Source organism: Bradyrhizobium sp. UFLA05-153 (assembly GCF_054185185.1).
Window position 1 is genome coordinate 1 of record NZ_JBBIAM010000043.1, and the last position, 17,910, is coordinate 17,910.

General features: G+C 63.9%; 17 protein-coding genes and 1 tRNA gene. 5 read left to right on the top strand and 13 right to left on the bottom strand.

Annotated features, from left to right (window positions below; all coding sequences use genetic code 11):
* Positions 1-214 precede the first annotated feature (214 nt).
* From Q2941_RS24400 to traA, 3 genes are all read right to left on the bottom strand, one after another.
* Complete coding sequence (locus tag Q2941_RS24400) at positions 215-1,186, bottom strand: ABC transporter substrate-binding protein (protein ID WP_458193951.1); 972 nt, start codon at positions 1,184-1,186, stop codon at positions 215-217.
* A gap of 442 nt (positions 1,187-1,628) precedes the next feature.
* On the bottom strand, positions 1,629-1,844 hold the full coding sequence (locus tag Q2941_RS24405; RefSeq protein WP_458193952.1) for a helix-turn-helix transcriptional regulator: 216 nt from the start codon (positions 1,842-1,844) through the stop codon (positions 1,629-1,631).
* Positions 1,845-1,972: 128 nt separating this feature from the next.
* Positions 1,973-4,978, bottom strand: coding sequence for a Ti-type conjugative transfer relaxase TraA (traA, locus tag Q2941_RS24410; RefSeq protein WP_458193953.1), 3,006 nt, complete (start codon positions 4,976-4,978; stop codon positions 1,973-1,975).
* 171 nt (positions 4,979-5,149) lie between these two features.
* Here traA and Q2941_RS24415 point away from each other — a divergent pair, with 171 nt between their 5' ends.
* Entirely contained in the window at positions 5,150-5,476 is a 327-nt protein-coding gene (locus Q2941_RS24415; protein WP_458193954.1) for a conjugal transfer protein TraD, read from the top strand.
* A 1-nt stretch (position 5,477) separates the two neighbouring features.
* Entirely contained in the window at positions 5,478-5,714 is a 237-nt protein-coding gene (locus Q2941_RS24420) for a conjugal transfer protein TraD (protein ID WP_458193955.1), read from the top strand.
* Between the two features lie 61 nt (positions 5,715-5,775).
* Here the strand turns inward: Q2941_RS24420 and Q2941_RS24425 are convergent, their stop codons facing one another.
* The 10 genes from Q2941_RS24425 to Q2941_RS24470 all read right to left on the bottom strand — a co-directional run bounded on the left by Q2941_RS24425 (position 5,776) and on the right by Q2941_RS24470 (position 15,131).
* Positions 5,776-6,171, bottom strand: coding sequence for a (R)-mandelonitrile lyase (locus Q2941_RS24425; RefSeq protein ID WP_458193956.1), 396 nt, complete (start codon positions 6,169-6,171; stop codon positions 5,776-5,778).
* 37 nt (positions 6,172-6,208) lie between these two features.
* Positions 6,209-7,225 carry a zinc-dependent alcohol dehydrogenase family protein gene (locus tag Q2941_RS24430; RefSeq protein WP_458193957.1) on the bottom strand — a complete coding sequence of 339 codons (1,017 nt, stop codon included), beginning with the start codon at positions 7,223-7,225 and terminating at the stop codon, positions 6,209-6,211.
* Between the two features lie 85 nt (positions 7,226-7,310).
* Entirely contained in the window at positions 7,311-7,541 is a 231-nt protein-coding gene (locus tag Q2941_RS24435) for a tautomerase family protein (protein ID WP_458193958.1), read from the bottom strand.
* 13 nt (positions 7,542-7,554) lie between these two features.
* The gene (locus tag Q2941_RS24440) at positions 7,555-8,754 is read right to left on the bottom strand and encodes an arabinose transporter (protein WP_458193959.1); all 1,200 of its coding nucleotides are present in this window, start codon (positions 8,752-8,754) and stop codon (positions 7,555-7,557) included.
* A gap of 16 nt (positions 8,755-8,770) precedes the next feature.
* Positions 8,771-9,760 carry an aldo/keto reductase gene (locus tag Q2941_RS24445; protein ID WP_458193960.1) on the bottom strand — a complete coding sequence of 330 codons (990 nt, stop codon included), beginning with the start codon at positions 9,758-9,760 and terminating at the stop codon, positions 8,771-8,773.
* A 28-nt stretch (positions 9,761-9,788) separates the two neighbouring features.
* Positions 9,789-10,550: an SDR family NAD(P)-dependent oxidoreductase gene (locus Q2941_RS24450; protein ID WP_458193961.1), complete on the bottom strand. Its 762-nt coding sequence runs from the start codon at positions 10,548-10,550 to the stop codon at positions 9,789-9,791.
* Positions 10,551-10,581: 31 nt separating this feature from the next.
* Positions 10,582-11,823: an MFS transporter gene (locus Q2941_RS24455; RefSeq protein ID WP_458193962.1), complete on the bottom strand. Its 1,242-nt coding sequence runs from the start codon at positions 11,821-11,823 to the stop codon at positions 10,582-10,584.
* Between the two features lie 136 nt (positions 11,824-11,959).
* Positions 11,960-12,868, bottom strand: coding sequence for a LysR substrate-binding domain-containing protein (locus Q2941_RS24460; protein ID WP_458193963.1), 909 nt, complete (start codon positions 12,866-12,868; stop codon positions 11,960-11,962).
* Positions 12,869-13,189: 321 nt separating this feature from the next.
* Positions 13,190-13,266: transfer RNA gene (locus Q2941_RS24465), tRNA-Arg, on the bottom strand.
* A gap of 338 nt (positions 13,267-13,604) precedes the next feature.
* Positions 13,605-15,131 (bottom strand): ATP-binding protein, encoded by a 1,527-nt coding sequence (locus Q2941_RS24470; RefSeq protein WP_027520796.1) that lies wholly within the window; start codon positions 15,129-15,131, stop codon positions 13,605-13,607.
* Between the two features lie 350 nt (positions 15,132-15,481).
* Here Q2941_RS24470 and rpmH point away from each other — a divergent pair, with 350 nt between their 5' ends.
* From rpmH to yidC, 3 genes are read left to right on the top strand one after another with little or no spacing between them, the layout of a single operon-like run.
* On the top strand, positions 15,482-15,616 hold the full coding sequence (rpmH, locus tag Q2941_RS24475; protein ID WP_008542748.1) for a 50S ribosomal protein L34: 135 nt from the start codon (positions 15,482-15,484) through the stop codon (positions 15,614-15,616).
* 29 nt (positions 15,617-15,645) lie between these two features.
* Positions 15,646-16,023: a ribonuclease P protein component gene (gene rnpA, locus Q2941_RS24480; protein WP_027520797.1), complete on the top strand. Its 378-nt coding sequence runs from the start codon at positions 15,646-15,648 to the stop codon at positions 16,021-16,023.
* Positions 16,024-16,039: 16 nt separating this feature from the next.
* Positions 16,040-17,908: a membrane protein insertase YidC gene (gene yidC / locus Q2941_RS24485; protein ID WP_254110015.1), complete on the top strand. Its 1,869-nt coding sequence runs from the start codon at positions 16,040-16,042 to the stop codon at positions 17,906-17,908.
* Positions 17,909-17,910 lie beyond the last annotated feature (2 nt).

Genomic DNA, 17,910 nt, shown 5'->3' on the forward strand with positions numbered 1-17,910 from the left:
GTCGGGGTGGATGGCTAGTCCTTACCCCATGGGGGACTTTCACCTCCTATTCTTTGCCAGCTTTCCTGGCGCACTCCATTCCGGGTCACGAGCGTCGTCCTCTCCGATCGACGGCGGCCTGCCGATGTCCGCTATGCCCCTTTAGCGACCGAGGTCATGTGGCGGTGTCGCGTTGGGCCACAACCGGACTCATCCACCGCAGCAAAGAGCATCTCTATTCGATCACCTTGTCGGCGCGAACGAGTAACGAGGGTGGCACGGTGAGGCCGAGCGCTTTGGCAGTCTTCATGTTGATCACGAGCTCGAATTTGGTTGGCTGCTCTACCGGCAGATCGGAAGGCTTGGTGCCTTTGAGAATTTTATCGATGTAGCCGACTGCACGGCGGAACAGATCGAATAGATCCGGGCCGTAGACGATCAATCCGCCCTCATTGGCGGATTGTTGAAATAGATAAGTCGCGGGCAGATGGTGCTTCGCCGCGAGTGCGACAACTCGCGGAGCCTGCTGAAAGGTCAAAGGATCGCCAATATCAACTATCGCATCGGCGTGCTGGGCGGCGGCTGAGGCAAAGGCGGCGTCGAGTTCCTCAGCCGTGCGCGCCTCAACTATCGGCAGGGCCACGCCTAGTTTCCGGGCTGTACGGGGTATCTCCTCGGCCAATTCCAGCCTGTGGATTGGGTTGTCCGGATTGGCTAAGAGCGCAATTTTCGAGGCGCCAGGAACGAGCTCTCGGAGGATTTCTATACGTTTCCCGATGAAGTCCCCAGGTGCGACGGCCGTAAAACCCGTTATGTTGCCACCTGGACGCGATAGGCTTTGCACGAGGCCAATCCCCACGGGATCGGCTACAGCCACGAATAAGATCGGAATATTGGCAGTTGCCGATTTCAAGGCTAAGGCTGCCTGCGGGCTGCCGCAAACGATGAGATCGGGCTTGAGGGCGACGAGTTCGGCCGCGAGAGCCGGTAGGCGCTCCGCATGGCCTTCGAAATATCGATTGTCCAAGATCAGGTTTTTGCCCTCGATCCAGCCGTGATCACGCATTCCCTCCTGCAACACTTTGGTGATTGCCAGATTTTGGGAGTTGTTAAGGGCGCCGACCCGGCGAGGCATCCCCTCCGCCCGCGAACGCCGTGGCGAAATGAGCAGTGCCGCAACAGCGACTATGAACTCCCGCCGCTTCATTCGGTGCTCTCATCGCATTTGAGGAGACGGGGTGCAGACTATCAGGTCTCAATGGTCGTCGCACTCAGCGCGAGTCAAATGCTGCGTCGCAAGCGCTGCGCGATGGCCCATGCCCGTTTGGGGTCAAACTCGACAAAACTCAATGTGAGCATAATACGTCTGCTTTCGGCAGATTGCGTCCAAACGCTTCCTTGACGAGCTTACGTTGAGCATGCGCTCCAATCGTGATTCAAACTCCAAACCGGGGCTCGAATCGTTCGCTACGAACTCACCGACGGGAGGGAGCTGCCACCAAATCACTGTTACCGAACAAGCCGCGCGGCGTACGGCGGGTGGATGATGACACTGGCAACCCGCTGCTCTGCGTGCCGACTTTGCAGATTCGCGTTTGGCTGGCCGGATGCCTGGAGGACCGCGTGAGTAAACGGTACAATCACCGACCTCACCGAGCCTCATCGAATCCACGTTGCGGACGCCACGAGATGGGATCGGCGATCCAGCGGTTGATGTCGGATTCGTGCCAGCCGGTCCCGTTGGTGCTGATTTTGAGCTGCGCCGGGAACGTGCCCTCAGCGATCTTGCGGTAAATGGTGGACCGGGACAGCCCGGTCCGGGCAAGAACGGTTTTCAAACGGACGATACGATCTGGTTCGCGCATGGCCGCGCTGCCTCCTGCTGGCTGTTCCTGACGGCTTCTGAGACCAGACAGGACAGTTGTTGCAGGCGCGCAAGCGCATTTTACACGTCGTCGTACTCTGGCGTTCAGACGGCGGAGATAGGATGGACTCAAATTTCGATGCCCCGGCCTCTGCCGAGATCGAGGCCGTGAGTGAAGGCCAGTTCGAGGCCGAGCCGGCGGTCTGTTTCAAAGGCGATGCCGAGCTCCCGCTTGCGGTTGGCGAGAAGGGATTCCATTTGCGCATCGCGTTCGAGGCCTCTCGCCATATCGCCCATCGCCGAGCGCGTGGCCCTGTAGCCGGCCATGTCGCCCACCTGATACTGACTGAGGCGGGTTTGCTCGAGCTTCTGCCAGCGCTCCACAAAGCGGTCTGCGCGGCGGCCTGGATCGATGCGCAGTTCAGTCTCGAGCTGAAGGGCGCGGACGGCGCGGTTGACCCGGCCTGACGCGGCCTCGTGCGCAAGCTCCGGGTTCTTCTTGTAGGCGGCTTCCGCATCAACCGAGCCGTAGGGCCGCACGTCCTCGAAGATCCGCCGGGCCTTTTGGAGTTCTTTCACCTGCTCGGGACTTGTCTCGCCGCCCATCTCATGCGCCTCGAAGATCGCATCCACGGCGCGGGCATGGCGCACCAGCGCCCGTGTGCGCAGGCGCCGCGCTTCCGCTTCCGGGTCTGCCGCCACGTTCCTTTCCGGCGCTGCGGCTTCGCGCCGCTCGGCCCCCGCGTTGCTCCTTCCCCTTTCCGGCGCTCCCCGTTCCGGCCTCTGCCCGCGATCCGCACCGGGCACATCTGTAGGAGTGTGAAGGCCGCCGAACATGTTGCGTACCTTCTCGGGCACGACCTTGCGAACGATCTCGGCTACGCGCTCGCGGAAGGTGATCCCGCGTCGTTCGGCATAGACTTGCGCCGGATCGGTGCGTTCGTGGTCCAATGCCATGTCCTTGGCACGATCGCGCGACAGGGTGCGGGAGAGCCGGTCCTGGTTGACAAAATCGTCGCGGCCATAATGCAGGTCCACGGCGTCGCGGTGCCGCGACAGGGCGACATAGCTGCCATGGGCGTCCATTCCCGGCGTTGCCAGCACATGAGTGCGGTCCACCGTCAGGCCCTGGGCCTTGTGGATCGTCGCGGCATAGCCGTGGTCGATCTTGTTGTAGTCCTTGAATTCGAACTGCACAGATCGGCCATTGTCGGTCTGGATGGTCATGGATAGCGCGTTGACCTGCTCGATGGTCCCCAGCGTGCCGTTCTTGACACCCAAGCCACGCTCGTTCTGCAGGAACATGACGCGATCCCCGCTGGCGAAGTTTCTCGTGCCGCGTTCGACCGTCAGGCGCACGTCATCCCCGAGATCGCCCGCAGCCCGCATCCGCTCGCGCGCAGCTTCGTTCAGCGCCCGCACCTCGTCATTGGTATGGGTGAGAATGATCCAGCTGCGCTCCGGCGCCGCCTTCCGGTCGTGGTCCCAGCGGTCGATCAGATTGCTGCGTGCCTGCTCGCGGGTATGGGCCTCATGCACCATGCCGCGGGAGCGATAAGCTTCCAGCGCATGACCGGTCCTGCCCGTTGCGAGATCCCGCGTGGCGTCGCGTTGCCAGTCCTCCCGCTGCCGGCGCACCTCGCCGATTTCTTCCCCGCCATGGCGCTCGTAAATGGACCGGAACGCCGCGCCAGCTTCGATCGCCTGCAACTGCCTGGGATCGCCGACCAGCACCACCTTCGCGCCGGCCTCTGCGGCATGCGACAGCACGCGCTCGAGCTGGCGCGTGCCGACCATGCCGGCCTCGTCGATGACAAGGACATCGCGGGGGCTAAGCAGGTCGCGGCCCTGTCCCCAGCCATGTTCCAGGCTGGCGACGGTGCGGGACGCAATGCCCGATCCACTTTCGAGACTTTCTGCGGCGATGCCGGACAGCGCCACGCCCCGGACCTCGTAGCCAGCCGCTTCCCAGGCCTCACGTCCCACCCCCAGCATCGCGCTCTTCCCCGTCCCGGCATGGCCGACCACGACGGCGAGATCGCGCCCGTGCGTAACGTGTGCCAGCGCGTCGGCCTGCTCGGTCGAAAGGACAAGATTGCGTGCTTCCGCACGCGCCAGCGCCGCCACGCGATCCCTATCATGCACCTCATGGCGTTCTCGTTCCGCCATCAGTTCAGCGGCACGGTGCAGGCGCTGTTCAGCCTCGATCATCTCGCGGGTGGTGAAGCGATCCTCGCCGCGAGCGTCCTTGCCGAGTTCGACTATATTTGGCGCGCTACGCATCGCGCCCATGACCACGTCGAACTGGTCGATTCCGTCGCTATGCCGATGCGCGAACTTGGCGATGTCGCGCTGCGTGAAGGTCGATTGCTGACGCGTGATGGCGTCCAATGCAAGCGACGGATTAGCGATAATCCGTATCCCATTGCCGCGCGCGATCTCGCGGTGCATCTCGGCGCGGTCGGCACTCTCGCCCTCGATGCCCTGATAATCGATACGTTTGGCGGGCGCACCGATCTGGGTTTGCGGCTCAAGCTCGATGCCCTGTGCTTCGAGGCTGCGATGGTCGATCCGCGCGTCGATGTCGACCTCGGCCAGGCGCTCGTTGGCAAGCTCCGCCCAGCGCCTCCGCCAGCGCTCCACCATCTCGGTACGGTTCCAGTCGCGCACCTTCTGATCAAAACCGTTCTCGTCCACCGCCCGCATGGTCAGCATGACATGGGCATGGGGCTTGGGTATGCCGTCCTCGGCCATGTCCCAATGCACATTGAGATCGGCGATCATGCCCTGATCCACGAATTCGCCCCGAACGAAGTCGCGGGCAAGCTCGATCCCCTGAGCCCGTGTCATCTCGCGCGGGATAGCGAACTCGACCTCGCGAGCAAGCTGAGCATCCTTGCGGACCTCGAAGGCCTCGACATTGTTCCAGAGCCGCTCGCGGTCGCTCCATGCTTCCGGCGCATTCTCCGGCAGCATCACCTCGGAATGGACGACGCCACGCTTGGCGGAAAAGTCATGGCTGCGGTCAAGGCGCTCGTCGCGCAGCCGCGAGGCGGAGCGGTAGGCTGCCGACGCTACTGCGCTGGAGCCGGACTTGCGGCCAATGACCTTGACGTGAAGATGATAGATCGCCATCGCGACCAGATCATCTACACGGCGAGGTGCACGTCGGCACGACGTATAAGCGCGCCCTCCCTCGAAAGATTCTCGGGAGGGACTACCCCGTCTCAGCTCGTCCTGACGACCTTACAGAATTGTGCCGGGGGCTCGACTATCATTTCTCTAATAACACTCATGGAGACGATGATGCGCAAGCCACGGGACTTTGACGCGGAACTGAAAGCGCTCGACGACAAGGCGCGCGGGCTGAAAACCCGCAAAGTGCAGCAGCTCGGCGAACTGGTCATCGCCACCGGGGCTGACACTCTCCCCACCCTTGAACTGGCTGGTGCGCTGATCGTACTTGCCGAGACAAAAGAGGCGGGAAAGAGGGAGGCATGGACCAGGCGCGGGGCCGCTTTCTTTCAGGGACGGTCGCGGCGAAATGCACCGACAACTGACCGCAACACGGACGGCCCTCCTGCGCAACCGAACGGCGCGCAACCGGCAGCTAGCCGCAAGGGCTCGACATGACATGCGCACGTGGCAGGTTGAGCGTCGTAAGCGCGCGCGGCATCTCATTGAACTCGGCGGTCTGGTCGTCAAAGCCGGGATCATCGAACTGACCGGCGATGACCGCGCCACGATCTATGGCGCGTTGCTCTGGATGGCTGACAAACTCAAAAGCGATCAGGGCAAACATGCGCGAGCGCTTTGGGCCGCAAAGGGGAAGCAGGCGTTCGAGGTGGACTCGGCGACACACAAGGGATGAGAGCGTTGATTCGCTACAATGGCGCTTGAACCGAACCCGAGACTGGTGCTGGCGACGTGAGTCATCGTGCATATTGCTGGTCGCTGACCTTTTCTAACCAATCCACCGATTTTCCGTCGAGGAATTCCTGGATCGCTATGTGCGCCATTGCGGTCGTCGGCGTTGCACCATGCCAGTGCTTTTCCCCAGGCGGAAACCACACCACGTCTCCGGATTTCACTTCTTCGATTTGCCCGCCTTCGCGTTGGACCCAACCTGCGCCAGTGACGATGATCAAAGTTTGACCGAGCGGATGCGTGTGCCAGGCCGTCCGTGCGCCCGGCTCGAAAGTAACCAAAGCGGCACCGCCGCGCGCGGGCGCAGGCGCCGTATGCAACGGGTCGATCCGAACGCGCCCGGTAAACCAATCGTCCGGTCCCTTCTGAGACGGCTGTTCTCCGTTACGCTTTATCTGCATCTTGCTTTTCCTTCCTTTGATTATGCTTGCGCTGCCTTCAGAGCTTGAGCATCGTCTTGATCGCCCGCCGCTCGTCCATCGCGCGATATCCTTCCGCAACGTCTGCAATTGGTAGCGTGAGGTCGAAAACCTTGCCCGGCTTGATTCTGCCCTTGAAAACGCGGTCCATCAGGTCCGGCAGGAAGCGTCGGACCGGCGCCGGGCCCCCCAGCATGCGCCGTTGCGAAAAGAACATCGCCTGGCCGTCGAAGGTCACGCCGTGGGGGACGCCGACGTAGCCGATGGAGCCTCCCGGCCGCACCGAATTGATGGCCTGCGTCATGGACTCTTGCGTGCCCACGCATTCCAGCACGGAATCGGCACCGACGCCGCCCGTCAGTTCCTTCACGCGCTCGATGCCGGCCTCCCAACGCTCGGCCACGATATCCGTCGCGCCGAACTCGCGCGCCAGTTCCTGCCGGCTCTTGTGCCGGCTCATCGCGATGATGCGCTCAGCGCCCATCTCTTTCGCCGCGAGCACCCCCATTAACCCGACGGCGCCGTCACCGACCACCGCTACGGTACCGCCCTGACGGACATTGGCGGCATCGGCGGCGTACCAACCCGTGCCGAGAACATCCGAGGTCGCCAGGAGATGTGGAACGAGATCATCTCCGGGCATCTCGGCCGTGGCGACGAGCGTTCCGTCGGCCAGCGGCACGCGCGCGTAGGGCGCTTGAGCCCCCCTCATGAATTCGCGCTGCACGCAGGAGGATTGAAAACCGAACTTGCAATGCGGACAGGTGTTGTCCGAGAGGCAGAAGGAGCCGACGACGAACTGCCCGGGGCGCACGGTTTTGACCGCGCCGCCGACCTCAACGACGACGCCGCAATATTCGTGTCCCATATGGGCCGGCTCATCCGTCGCTTGCAGACCACGGTAAGGCCAGAGATCGGAGCCGCAGATGCATGTGGCCGACAATTTGATGATGGCATCCGTCGGCTTGATGATCTTGGGGTCCTCGACCTGCTCGAAACGGACATCGCGAGGGCCGTACATGACTGTCGCAAACATGGCTACTACTCGTCTGTTAGGGGAATAAATCGACGGCGAGGCATCCCGCCGTGCGCGTTCGACTTGGTGGCTGCAATCACGGCCGTTAGCGCGGGTCGTATCCCGGTTTCTTGTAGATGGTGCGCGGTTTGGCGATGATGTCGGGCTTGTAGACCTGCTCGGTCCAGTCCTCGGCGCGCACATCTTCGATTCCGACCGATACCGAATCCTCGCCGGACTTGAGCGTCTCGACGACCACCTTCGTCAGGGCTTCGGCCAAGGCGGCCTTTTGCTGCTCCGACCTGCCGGGCTGGAGCTTCACGATCACGTGGGGCATTGCGTCTCCTTTCCTAGTCTTGCTGCTGATGACCTTCTGCGGGCGCGGGATGTGCCATGAGCCACCATGCGACGGCGACGGCGCACAGCACGGTCGCGGCGCTCGCGAGAAATACGACGTTGAGCTTCGCGCCCCTCGCCATCAATCCGAGCGCGGGGCTGGCGACGCCTTGGGCGAGATCGAGGAAGGCGGTATAGGCTCCCATGGCGAGGCCGCGGCTTTGCGCCGGTACGCGCCGCACCGCTTCGATTCCGAAACCGGGATAGACCAGCGAGAAACCGAATCCGGTCAGCGCGGCGCCGGCGAGCGCCATCTCGGGCCGAACGGCCAGCCAGATCAGTGCCTGGCCCACGGCTTCGACGAGCGCGCAGACCAGCGCCACCTTCGCACCGCCGATCCTATCGGGCAGGTGGCTGAAAAAGATCCGTGCCAGGATGAAAGCGACGGCGTACGCCGTGTAGGCGAGCCATCCGTTCGGCCAGCCTCTAGTCGCGAACAGCAGGGCGACGAACGTTATCACGGCGCCGAAACCTACGCTGCCGAGCGCCGAGCCCAAGCCTGGCACCCAGACCGCGCCGACCACTTCGGCAAAGGAAAAGCGAGCATGCTGCGCCGGAGCAACCGCGGGAACGGGGACAACCAGCAGCAGGGTAACTAGCGGAGCCGCGGCGGTAGCCCATGCGATCGCAGCGAAGCCGTAGCCAGCATAGAGCGCGGAGCCGGCCGGAGCGCCGATCGCAAAGGCTGCGAACATCGCGGCCCCGACCCAGGCGATGACCTTGCCCGTGCTCCGGGAATCGGCGAGCGCAAGTCCCCAACTCACGGCGGCGGTGATGATGAAGCTTTCGGCGGTGCCGAGCAGGCCTCGCCCGAGAAGAAGAACGGCGACAGAGATCGACGGTGTCTTCATCAAGCCTAGCGACAACAGATAGAGCAGTCCGGACGCTGCGGCCGCCAGCAGACCGACGATCACTGCGCGTTTCGCGTTCCGTGTGTCCGAATAGTGGCCGGCCATGGGTCGCGAGATCAACGACGCCGCGAACTGGCTGCCGGCGACGAGTCCGACCACGAACGTGCTTTGCCCCAAACCGTCGTGCACATGGAGCGGAAGAACGGGCATGGCGATCCCGATGACGAGAAACGCAACGAAGACCACGCCCATGATCGGCAGCAGCAGCGCCGCCCCTTCCGACTTCTTCGCGGCAGCAGCCATCGATGCGTATCCGGCTCTACCAGGCATAGGCCACCGGCGCTTCGCCGCCCGGACCGGGCCAGATCTCGTTCAGCTTCGCCAGCGTCTCGCGTGAAAGGACCAGCGACGGTGCCTTGAGGTTCTGGCGCAGTTGCTCGACCGTGCGCGGACCGCTGATCGTGGAGGTGACGACCGGGTTGTGAAGCAGCCAGGCAAGCGCCACGTCGGCCGGGGCCTCGCCGAGATCGGCGCACAGCCTTTCATAGGCTTCGAGCCTCGGCCGCAACTTGTTCACCTGCTGTTGCATCCGCTCGGACGAGCGGCGGCCACTTTCCATCTTCTTCAGCACGCCGCCGAGCAGTCCCATGCCGATCGGGCTCCACGGGATCAGTCCGATGCCGAAGTGGCGAAGAGCCGGGATCACCTCCAGCTCGACGGTGCGCTGCGTGAGATTGTAGAGACTCTGCTCGGAGGCGAGACCAAGCATGCTGCGTGAGGCCGCCGTCATCTGCGCGGTGGCGATGTCCCAGCCGGCGAAGTTGGAGGAGCCGACGTAGGTGATCTTGCCCTCGCGGATCAACTGCTCCATCGCCTGCCAGATCTCCTCCCATGGCGTCGCGCGGTCGACGTGATGCATCTGGTAGAGATCGATGTGATCGGTCTTCATGCGGCGCAGGCTCGCCTCGCACGCGCGCCGGATGTGATAAGCCGAGAGGTACTTGTCGTTGGGGCCGGTATCCATCGGCTGGTAGACCTTGGTCGCCAGCACGATCTTCTCGCGTCGGCCGGCCTTCTGCGCCAGCCAGTTGCCGATGATCTCTTCCGAGACGCCGAAACCCTTCTCCATGTCGGGCTTCTGCGGGCCGCCATAGACGTCGGCGGTGTCGAAGAAGTTGATGCCGGCGTCCAAGGCCTCGTCCATGATCGCGAAGCTGGTTTTCTCGTCGGCGAGTTCGCCGAAGTTCATGGTGCCCAGCGCGAGACGGCTGACCCTCAGCCCGGTCCGGCCCAGATGCGTGTAGTCCATCGAAATTTCTCCTTTGGTTCGAACCGGCTCAGGGCAGCGCCACGCCGGTGAGTTCTTGAAGGCGATCGATCAGCTCGTTCTGAAAGCCGGTATCTGTCGCTTCGGCCGCGGGCGTTTCCGGCCTGAGGTGATGCCAGTACCTGCCGCTGACCATCGCTGCGGGATCGGCGCTGACGGCAAGCCAACTCTGCGTGCGCTGGCCCGTGTCGATGTCGACGGGGGCGCCCGCTCCTCCCATCCGCGTGCGAGCCCAGCCGGGATCGACCGCGTTGCAGAGGACCTTCGGCCACCGCCGGGCAAGACAGAAAGCGAGTGCGACCACATGCAGCTTGCTTTCGGCATATGCGCGCGCCCCATCCCATGGACGATCGGTCCAGTCGAGATCGCGCAGAGAGCCTCCACCCCCACGGTGAAGACCGCTGCTGAGATAGACCAAGCGATCGGGTCGCTCGATCAGAGCGGTCAGCATGAACGGTGCCAGCGTGTTAACCGCCAAGGTCACGGCATGCCCTTCTGGCGTCGATCCGCGGTTAGGTGCCGTGTAGATACCGGCGTTGTGGATGACGGCGTCCATGCAGCCGATCGCGTTGACCTGGTCGGCGATCCTCCGAACGTCGGCCGCGCTGCGCAGGTCGCCGATCACCACGGCTCCGGACGCGAGATCGGTAAGCGCCGAGGCGCGTTCCTTCGAGCGGGCATGCACGACGACCTCGTGACCTTCGCTCAGAAGCGACAACGCCGCCGCGCGACCGAGCCCATCGCTGCTGCCGGTGATGAAGATGCGTGCCATCTCGTTCTCCTCTCGCCGCGGGCGCTGGGGCTCAGTCGCCGCCTGCGCCGCATTGCCTCTGACGATCCACGGCTTCGCCGGCGCGAGCATCGAAGATGCCGAACAGCGCCGAGGCGCACAGCAAGGCTGCGCTCGACAAGAAGGTCGCGCGATATCCCGCGGCGTCGAACAGGACCCCGCCGCCTGCGGCCCCGAGCGTGATCGCCAGTTGAACGACCGCGACCAGAAGACCGCCGCCAGCTTCGGCGTCGTCCGGAAACCGACGGGCAACCCAGGTCCACCAGGCGACCGGCGCGCCCGTTCCGATCACGCCCCAGAGAGCCAACAACAGCGCCGTGGGGCTCGCGATCGTTCCGAACGAGACCAGGCCGCATGCGAGTGCCGCGAGCGCCAACGGAGCCAGAATCAGGGTCAGCGACAGGCTTCGCGACGCCGTGCGCCCGATCAGCCAGGTGCCGGCGAGGCCGGCCGCACCCATGATGAGCAGCACCAGCGAAAGCGGGGAAACCTGGAGGCGCGTGACGCTCTCCAGAAACGGCCGCAGATACGTGAAGAGCGCGAATTGACCCGCGAACAGAAGCGCGACCGAAGCCATTCCGAAGCGGGCGTTCGGGCGGCCGAGGACGCCCAACGCGCTTGGCTGCCGCTTGGTGCGATCGGACGGCATCGACGGCAAGGTCAGCCACTGCCAAGCGAAGGTGATCGCGGCCAGCGGCACGACCAGGAAGAATGCGCCACGCCAGCCGATATATTGGCCGAGAAAGCTGCCCAACGGTGCGGCGATCGTGGTGGCAAGGGCGTTGCCCCCGTTGAGCATCGCGAGGGCTCGCGGCACTTGCCGCTCGCGCACTAGCCGCATCACCGTCGCCGCCGACATCGACCAGAACCCGCCGATCACGACGCCCAACAGGGCGCGGCCTGCCATGAGCACGATGAAGTTCGGCGCGAAGGCGACCAGCAGGCCCGACAGCAGCATCAGGAGGGTCAATCCGAGCAACAACGCGCGACGGTCGACCCCGCGGGTGATCGTAGCGATGGACAGGCTGGTCACCACGGCGAACAAGCCGGACACCGAGATCGCCTGGCCCGCCGCCCCTTCGGTCAGATGAAGGTCGGACGCGATCGGGGTTAGGATGCTGACCGGCATGAATTCCGAGGCGATCAACGTCGAGACGCATAGCGTCAGGGCAAGGACGGCGCCCCAGCCGGTTTGCGCCGCGTCCCTCTCCAACGAGGGGGCGTCGGGGTATCGAAGAATAGTTTGCTGTGACACGTGGCAGCTCCGTGCGACGATGAATGCTCACGGAAGGACCCGTGACCGTGCACGGAACATAGAGCGCTAGAGGGCCGGCGATTACGCCCCATCTCTGCGATGAAGCGATGAGCCGGGCTCAACGATCGACTGAGCGCTAGAGACCCAGCGGCTGCATCTCGCGGATGAGATCGATCAGGAGCCGCAACCCGGTCGGCAGTTGCCGCCGGCTTGGGTAGTAGATGTGGAACCCAGGCCCCATCGGCGACCAAGCGTCGAGAACGCACCTAAGCTGCCCCCGAGCGGTCAGCGGCGTCACGCTGGGCTCGGGCAGGTAGGCCAAAGCGGCACCGGCGGCGGCCAAGGTGAGCGCGAACTGGCTCTCGTCGATGGTGATCGCGCCGGGCGCATCGATCGCGATCTCCTCGCCGTCCTTCTCGAATTCCCATTGATAGATGCTGGCATCGCCAAGGCGGATGCGAAGGCACCGGTGGTCATACAGATCGCGCGGATGCAACGGTTCGCCACGACGCTCGAAATAACCGGGCGACCCTACCACCACCCACCGTATGTCGCTGGACAGCCGCTGCGCGATCATGTCCTCGGGCACCGTGCCGCCGTAGCGGATACCCGCGTCCGCGCCCTGCGCGACCACGTCCACCAAGTGGTTCGAGACCGCGACATCGACTTCGATCCCCGGATATCGGTCCACAAAAGTCGGAAGGACCGGGCCAAGCAGTAGCGAGCTTGCATGCTCCAACACGTTCAACCGTATCCGCCCGGCGGGCTCAGCCCTGTAGCGGTTCAGCGCTTCGACCGCGGTCCCGATCGCGTCGAAGGGGACCGCAAGTGCTGCCTGCAGCTCTTCCCCCGCTGAAGTGAGGGTCACGCTCCGGCTCGTTCTGTTGAACAGGCGAACGCCCAGGCGCGCCTCGAGCCCTTTGAGGGAATGACTGAGTGCCGAGGCACTGACTCCGAGGTCCAGTCCGGCTCGACGGAAGCTGCGGTGCTTCGCAAGCGAAAGAAAATAAGTAAAGTCGGCGAGATCAGTGCGATTGATACGCATGTGGTCGATTCTGCCGAGCCTCTTCTCCTGATGCAATCATGTTGAATCGCATTCAACGTTGATCGGCGCCAGTCGTACCCATGCGCACGCGTTCATCGCGCCCAACTGATGTTCGACTTGAGCGCTAACAGTCTCGCGCAGCGTCCCGAATGTCGTTCATGCTCAGTCGAGGAGATGGGCGGCTCCAACTTCGAAGAGCCGGTCGCGCAAGTTCGAAATCTTCGAGAAATCTCCCCAGACTAAATCCCAGACTAAAACGAAATTTTAGTCTGGGGCCATTTCTGGCCGCTCTGAAAATCGATGATATTTGAATGAGATAGTTGGCGCGCCCGGAACGATTCGAACGTCCGACCCTCAGATTCGTAGTCTGATGCTCTATCCAGCTGAGCTACGGGCGCGTGTTTCGCAAACAGCTATGCGGGCCAGGCCCACACGCAGCCTCCGGACAGAGCCGGAGGGGGTGCGAAAGAGCGCTCTGACTAACCGCTCTTGTCCCGGTTGGCAAGGTCTGGATAGGCCGTATTTGGGGCATTTCCGCCTTTTCAGCCGTCATTCCGGTGCGCCTCGAAGAGGCGAGCCCGGAATCCATAACCACCGGTCGGGGTTATGGATTCCGGGCCTGGCCCGGAGCCTGCCATCGGGCCGGCCGAAGGCCGGACCCAGCGGGGCCATCCCGGAATGACGAATTGTGGGAACAGCGTCCGGAATCGCAGGCGCGGTCGGCCTCTGGCCGACCCTACGCCCTCGCCCGCTCGTTGCGGATGGAGAGGAGTTCCACGGGGCGGTCGGGGATCACGATCCGGAAGGTGGCGCCGATGGTGCCCTCGACGAGGTGGATGTCGCCGCCATGAGCACGGATGAGCTCGGCGGCGATCGCCAGCCCGAGCCCGCTGCCGCCTGGGCGGCCCGAGGTCTGGAACGCCTCGAACAGGTGCTCCCGGGTCTTTTGCGGCACGCCGGGGCCGGTATCGGAAACCTCCAGGATCGCGACCGCGCCCTCGCGCTTGCCCGTGATCCGGATCTGCTGCGGGCCGGTCGCGCTCGCGGCGTGGGTTTCCAACGCCTGCGCCGCGTTGCGGACGAGGTTGAGCAGCACGCGGAACAGCTGGTCGGGGTCGGCATCGATCGACAGCCCGCGCTCGATCGCGGCAACCCAGGTGATCGAGGCATCGGAGGCGAGGCCCGCGGTCTCGCGCACCTCTACGACCACCGGCTCGATCAGGATCAGCCGGCGATCAGGCGCGGCCTCCTGGGCGCGGCCGTAGGACAGGGTCGACTGGCAGAACGCGATGGCGCGCTCGAGCGAGCGCACGAGCTTTGGCGCAAAGCGCTGCACCCGCGGATCGGGCACGCTGGCAAGCTGGTCGGACAGCAGCTGCGCCGAGGCCAGCAGATTGCGCAAATCGTGGTTGATCTTGGAGACGGCAAGACCAAGGGCTGCGAGCCGGCTCTTCTGATGCAGCATCGACATCAGGTCGCGCTGCATGTCCGACAGCTCGCGCTCGGCCACCCCGATCTCGTCACCGCGCTGGCTCGGCACGATGATTCCCGCCGAACTCTCGGGATTTTCATGGAAGCCGACCAGGCTCGCGGTCAGCCGCCGCATCGGCCGCACGAACAGATAATGGAGCGCGAGATAGACGAGGCCCGCGGTCAGCACCGCGATGAACAGCGCGACCACCACGACGTTGCGGGAGAAGCGGTACATCGCCTGCCGCAGCGGCAATTCGTCGGTGACGACCTCGATGAACTGCGCATTGCCGCTCGCCGGGCCGACGATGCGGATGGCCTGGTTGCCGGTCTCCAGCATCATCTGGAACGAGCCGGTGATCGCTTGCCACGCCGTCATCTCGCGCAGGTCGATGTCGTGCTCGATCGCGGCCGGCAGATCGGCGCTGGCGAGCAGGCGGCGCTGTTGGCCCATCTTGATGGCGACGGCGCGCGCGTTGATGCTCTTGAGGATCTGCCGCGACAGCGAGTCCGGGACCATGCCGAGCGGCGCGGCGTCGAGCACCAGGGCCGCGGTGTTCGCCGCGGCGACGCGGTCGTTCAGCCGGTTGACCCAGAAGTTGGCGATCGCGGGCACGTAGAGCATGCTCGCTGCGATCATCACCAGGGGGACAGTCAGCAGCAGCAGCTTGCCGGACAGGCCGAGCCGGCGCGGGGCGCGCGGCCGCACCGCCGCCGGTGACCCCGGGTCTTGGGGCTCCAGGTCCTGCGGCTCCAGGCCCCTTTGGGCGCGCTGAAGGTCTGTCGCTGACACGAATTTCGCCTTCGTTGGCCTCGACTTGTGGAGGATGCGACCCGTAGCACCTGCCGGTCAAATTACGGATCGCTAATCTGCCAAGGTAGGATGTAGGCGCGGAAACGGCGAGTCGCTACCTCCACTGGGAAAAACCCCGCGGAAACAGCGATATTCGCCAATTGGACCCGCCCCGCGGCGTTGACGAAAACGGGACGCTCCCTTATAAGCCGCGCCGAATTGTCCGCGATGACCCGGTGTGACACCGGGAGCGGCTCTTTTGGGGCCGGAAAGGGCCCGTTTTGGGCCGCATCTTTCGGACGTATCCATCAATTCCAAAGGCAAATTGCCCGGTCAGCGGAGAACAACCCGTGAAGCGGACTTATCAACCCAGCAAACTGGTGCGCAAGCGCCGTCACGGCTTCCGTGCTCGCCTCGCCACCGCCGGCGGCCGCAAGGTCCTCGCCGCCCGCCGCGCCCGCGGCCGCAAGCGTCTGAGCGCCTGAGCCGGACTGGCCCTTTTTGGGATTTCATCATGGATCGGCTGAGGCAGCGGGCGGATTTCCTCGCCGTTGCCAATGGCGCGCGGGTGAACAGGCCCGCGTTCGTCCTGCAAAGCCGTCGCCGCGATGACGCCGGCCCGATCCGGGTCGGCTTTACCGTTACCAAGAAAAACGGCACCGCTACCGAGCGCAATCGCATCCGGCGCAGGCTTCGCGAACTGGTGAAGTGCTGCGACCCGCTGTCGATGCACCCCCACCATGATTATGTGCTAGTCGGCCGCAGGGACGCGCTGACGCGCGAATTCGCGGTCATGCTCGACGACCTCCGTGCAGCGTTCGCCCAATCGCAGCGGCCGGCGACGAAGGGACGCGGGCAGAAGCCCTTACCTGCGGACCGCAAACCGGACTGATGACGAGAATCCAAAGATGACCGACAACCGCAACACCATCCTCGCCGTCATTCTGTCCGGCCTGGTGCTGATCGCGTGGCAGTATTTCTACAACGTGCCGCAGATGGAGAAGCAGCGGGCGCAGCAGCAGGCGCAGGCCGAGCTTCAGAAGAACGCGCCGCAGCCGAGCCCGACCGCCTCGCCCCAATCCGGAACCGCGACGACCGCGCCGCAGGCTGGCGCCACGCCGGCACCGGCCGCGCCTACCTCCGGCAACCAGCCGGTCGTTGCCCGTGACACCGCGATTTCAGCCAGCCCGCGCGTGAAGATCGACACCCCGCGCCTTGCCGGCAGCATCGCGCTGAAGGGCGGCCGCATCGACGACCTCGCGCTGGTGCAGTACCGCGAGACGGTCGACCCGAGCTCGCCGCCGATCATCCTCTATTCGCCGTCCGGCACCGCGCAGCCTTATTACGCCGAGTTCGGCTGGGTGCGGGGACAGGGCGTCTCGGCCAAGCTGCCGGACGCCTCGACGGTCTGGCAGCAGGACGGCTCGGGCAACCTGACGCCGTCGACGCCGGTCGTGCTGAAATATGACAATGGCGAGGGCCTGACCTTCCGCCGGACCATCGCGGTCGACGACCACTATCTCTTCACCATCAAGGACGAGGTGAGCAATGTCGGCAATGCGCCGGTCACTCTCTATCCTTACGCGCTGATCTCGCGCCACGGCACGCCGCAGGTCTCCGGCTACTACATCCTGCATGAAGGCCTGATCGGCTATCTCGGCGAGCATGGCTTGCAGGAATACGCCTACAAGAAGATCGACGAAGCCAAGCAGGTGAACTTCAAGGCCACCGACGGCTGGCTGGGCATCACCGACAAGTACTGGGCTTCGGCGCTGTTGCCCGACACCAATGCGCAGCTCCAGGCGCGCTTTTCGTCGGATCTCGCCAACAATATCCGGAGCTACCAGACCGACTATCTGCTCGATCCCGTGACCGTCGCGATCGGCGGCACCGCGACGGCGAATGCGCGGCTGTTCGCCGGCGCCAAGGAAGCCGGCGTCGTCGGCGTGTTCCCGTTCGCAGGCCTCGGCGGCTACAACAAGGATCTCGGCCTGAACCATTTCGATCTGTTGATCGACTGGGGCTGGTTCTACTTCATCACCAAGCCGATGTTCTTAGGCCTCGACTTCTTCTACCGCTTCTTCGGCAATTTCGGCATCTCGATCCTGCTCGTGACCGTCATCGTGAAGCTGCTGTTCTTCCCGCTGGCGAACAAGTCCTACGCCTCGATGGCGAAGATGAAGTCGATCCAGCCGCAGCTTCAGGCGCTCCGCGAGCGCTATCCCGACGACAAGGTGAAGCAGCAGCAGGAGATGATGGAGATCTACCGCAAGGAGAAGATCAATCCGGTCGCCGGCTGTCTTCCCGTGGTGATCCAGATCCCCGTGTTCTTCTCGCTCTACAAGGTGCTGTTCGTCACCATCGAGATGCGGCACGCGCATTTCTACGGCTGGATCAAGGACCTCTCGGCGCCGGATCCGACCAATTTGTTCACGCTGTTCGGGCTGATCCCGTTCGATCCGACCACGATCCCGGTGTTCGGCCACTATCTCGCGCTCGGCATCTGGCCGATCATCATGGGCATCACGATGTGGTTCCAGATGAAGCTGAACCCGACGCCGCCGGATCCGACGCAGAAGATCATCTTCGACTGGATGCCGCTGATCTTCACCTTCATGCTGGCGGGCTTCCCCGCGGGCCTCGTGATCTACTGGGCCTGGAACAACACGCTCTCGGTGATCCAGCAAAGCTTCATCATGCGCCGCAACGGCGTGAAGGTGGAGCTGTTCGACAACATCCGCAGCTCGTTCAAAAAAAAAGTGACTGAGGCGACCTAACG

Excerpts from the sequence above, each read along its gene's own strand:
- Q2941_RS24405 (WP_458193952.1), bottom strand. The coding sequence starts at position 1,844 with ATGCGCGAACCAGATCGTATCGTCCGTTTGAAAACCGTTCTTGCCCGG.
- Q2941_RS24445 (WP_458193960.1), bottom strand. The coding sequence starts at position 9,760 with ATGGACTACACGCATCTGGGCCGGACCGGGCTGAGGGTCAGCCGTCTC.
- Q2941_RS24415 (WP_458193954.1), top strand. The coding sequence starts at position 5,150 with ATGCGCAAGCCACGGGACTTTGACGCGGAACTGAAAGCGCTCGACGAC.
- Q2941_RS24420 (WP_458193955.1), top strand. The coding sequence starts at position 5,478 with ATGCGCACGTGGCAGGTTGAGCGTCGTAAGCGCGCGCGGCATCTCATT.
- Q2941_RS24440 (WP_458193959.1), bottom strand. The coding sequence starts at position 8,754 with ATGGCTGCTGCCGCGAAGAAGTCGGAAGGGGCGGCGCTGCTGCTGCCG.
- Q2941_RS24460 (WP_458193963.1), bottom strand. The coding sequence starts at position 12,868 with ATGCGTATCAATCGCACTGATCTCGCCGACTTTACTTATTTTCTTTCG.
- Q2941_RS24400 (WP_458193951.1), bottom strand. The coding sequence starts at position 1,186 with ATGAAGCGGCGGGAGTTCATAGTCGCTGTTGCGGCACTGCTCATTTCG.
- yidC (WP_254110015.1), top strand. The coding sequence starts at position 16,040 with ATGACCGACAACCGCAACACCATCCTCGCCGTCATTCTGTCCGGCCTG.
- Q2941_RS24435 (WP_458193958.1), bottom strand. The coding sequence starts at position 7,541 with ATGCCCCACGTGATCGTGAAGCTCCAGCCCGGCAGGTCGGAGCAGCAA.
- traA (WP_458193953.1), bottom strand. The coding sequence starts at position 4,978 with ATGGCGATCTATCATCTTCACGTCAAGGTCATTGGCCGCAAGTCCGGC.
- Q2941_RS24430 (WP_458193957.1), bottom strand. The coding sequence starts at position 7,225 with ATGTTTGCGACAGTCATGTACGGCCCTCGCGATGTCCGTTTCGAGCAG.
- rnpA (WP_027520797.1), top strand. The coding sequence starts at position 15,646 with ATGGATCGGCTGAGGCAGCGGGCGGATTTCCTCGCCGTTGCCAATGGC.
- Q2941_RS24450 (WP_458193961.1), bottom strand. The coding sequence starts at position 10,550 with ATGGCACGCATCTTCATCACCGGCAGCAGCGATGGGCTCGGTCGCGCG.
- Q2941_RS24425 (WP_458193956.1), bottom strand. The coding sequence starts at position 6,171 with ATGCAGATAAAGCGTAACGGAGAACAGCCGTCTCAGAAGGGACCGGAC.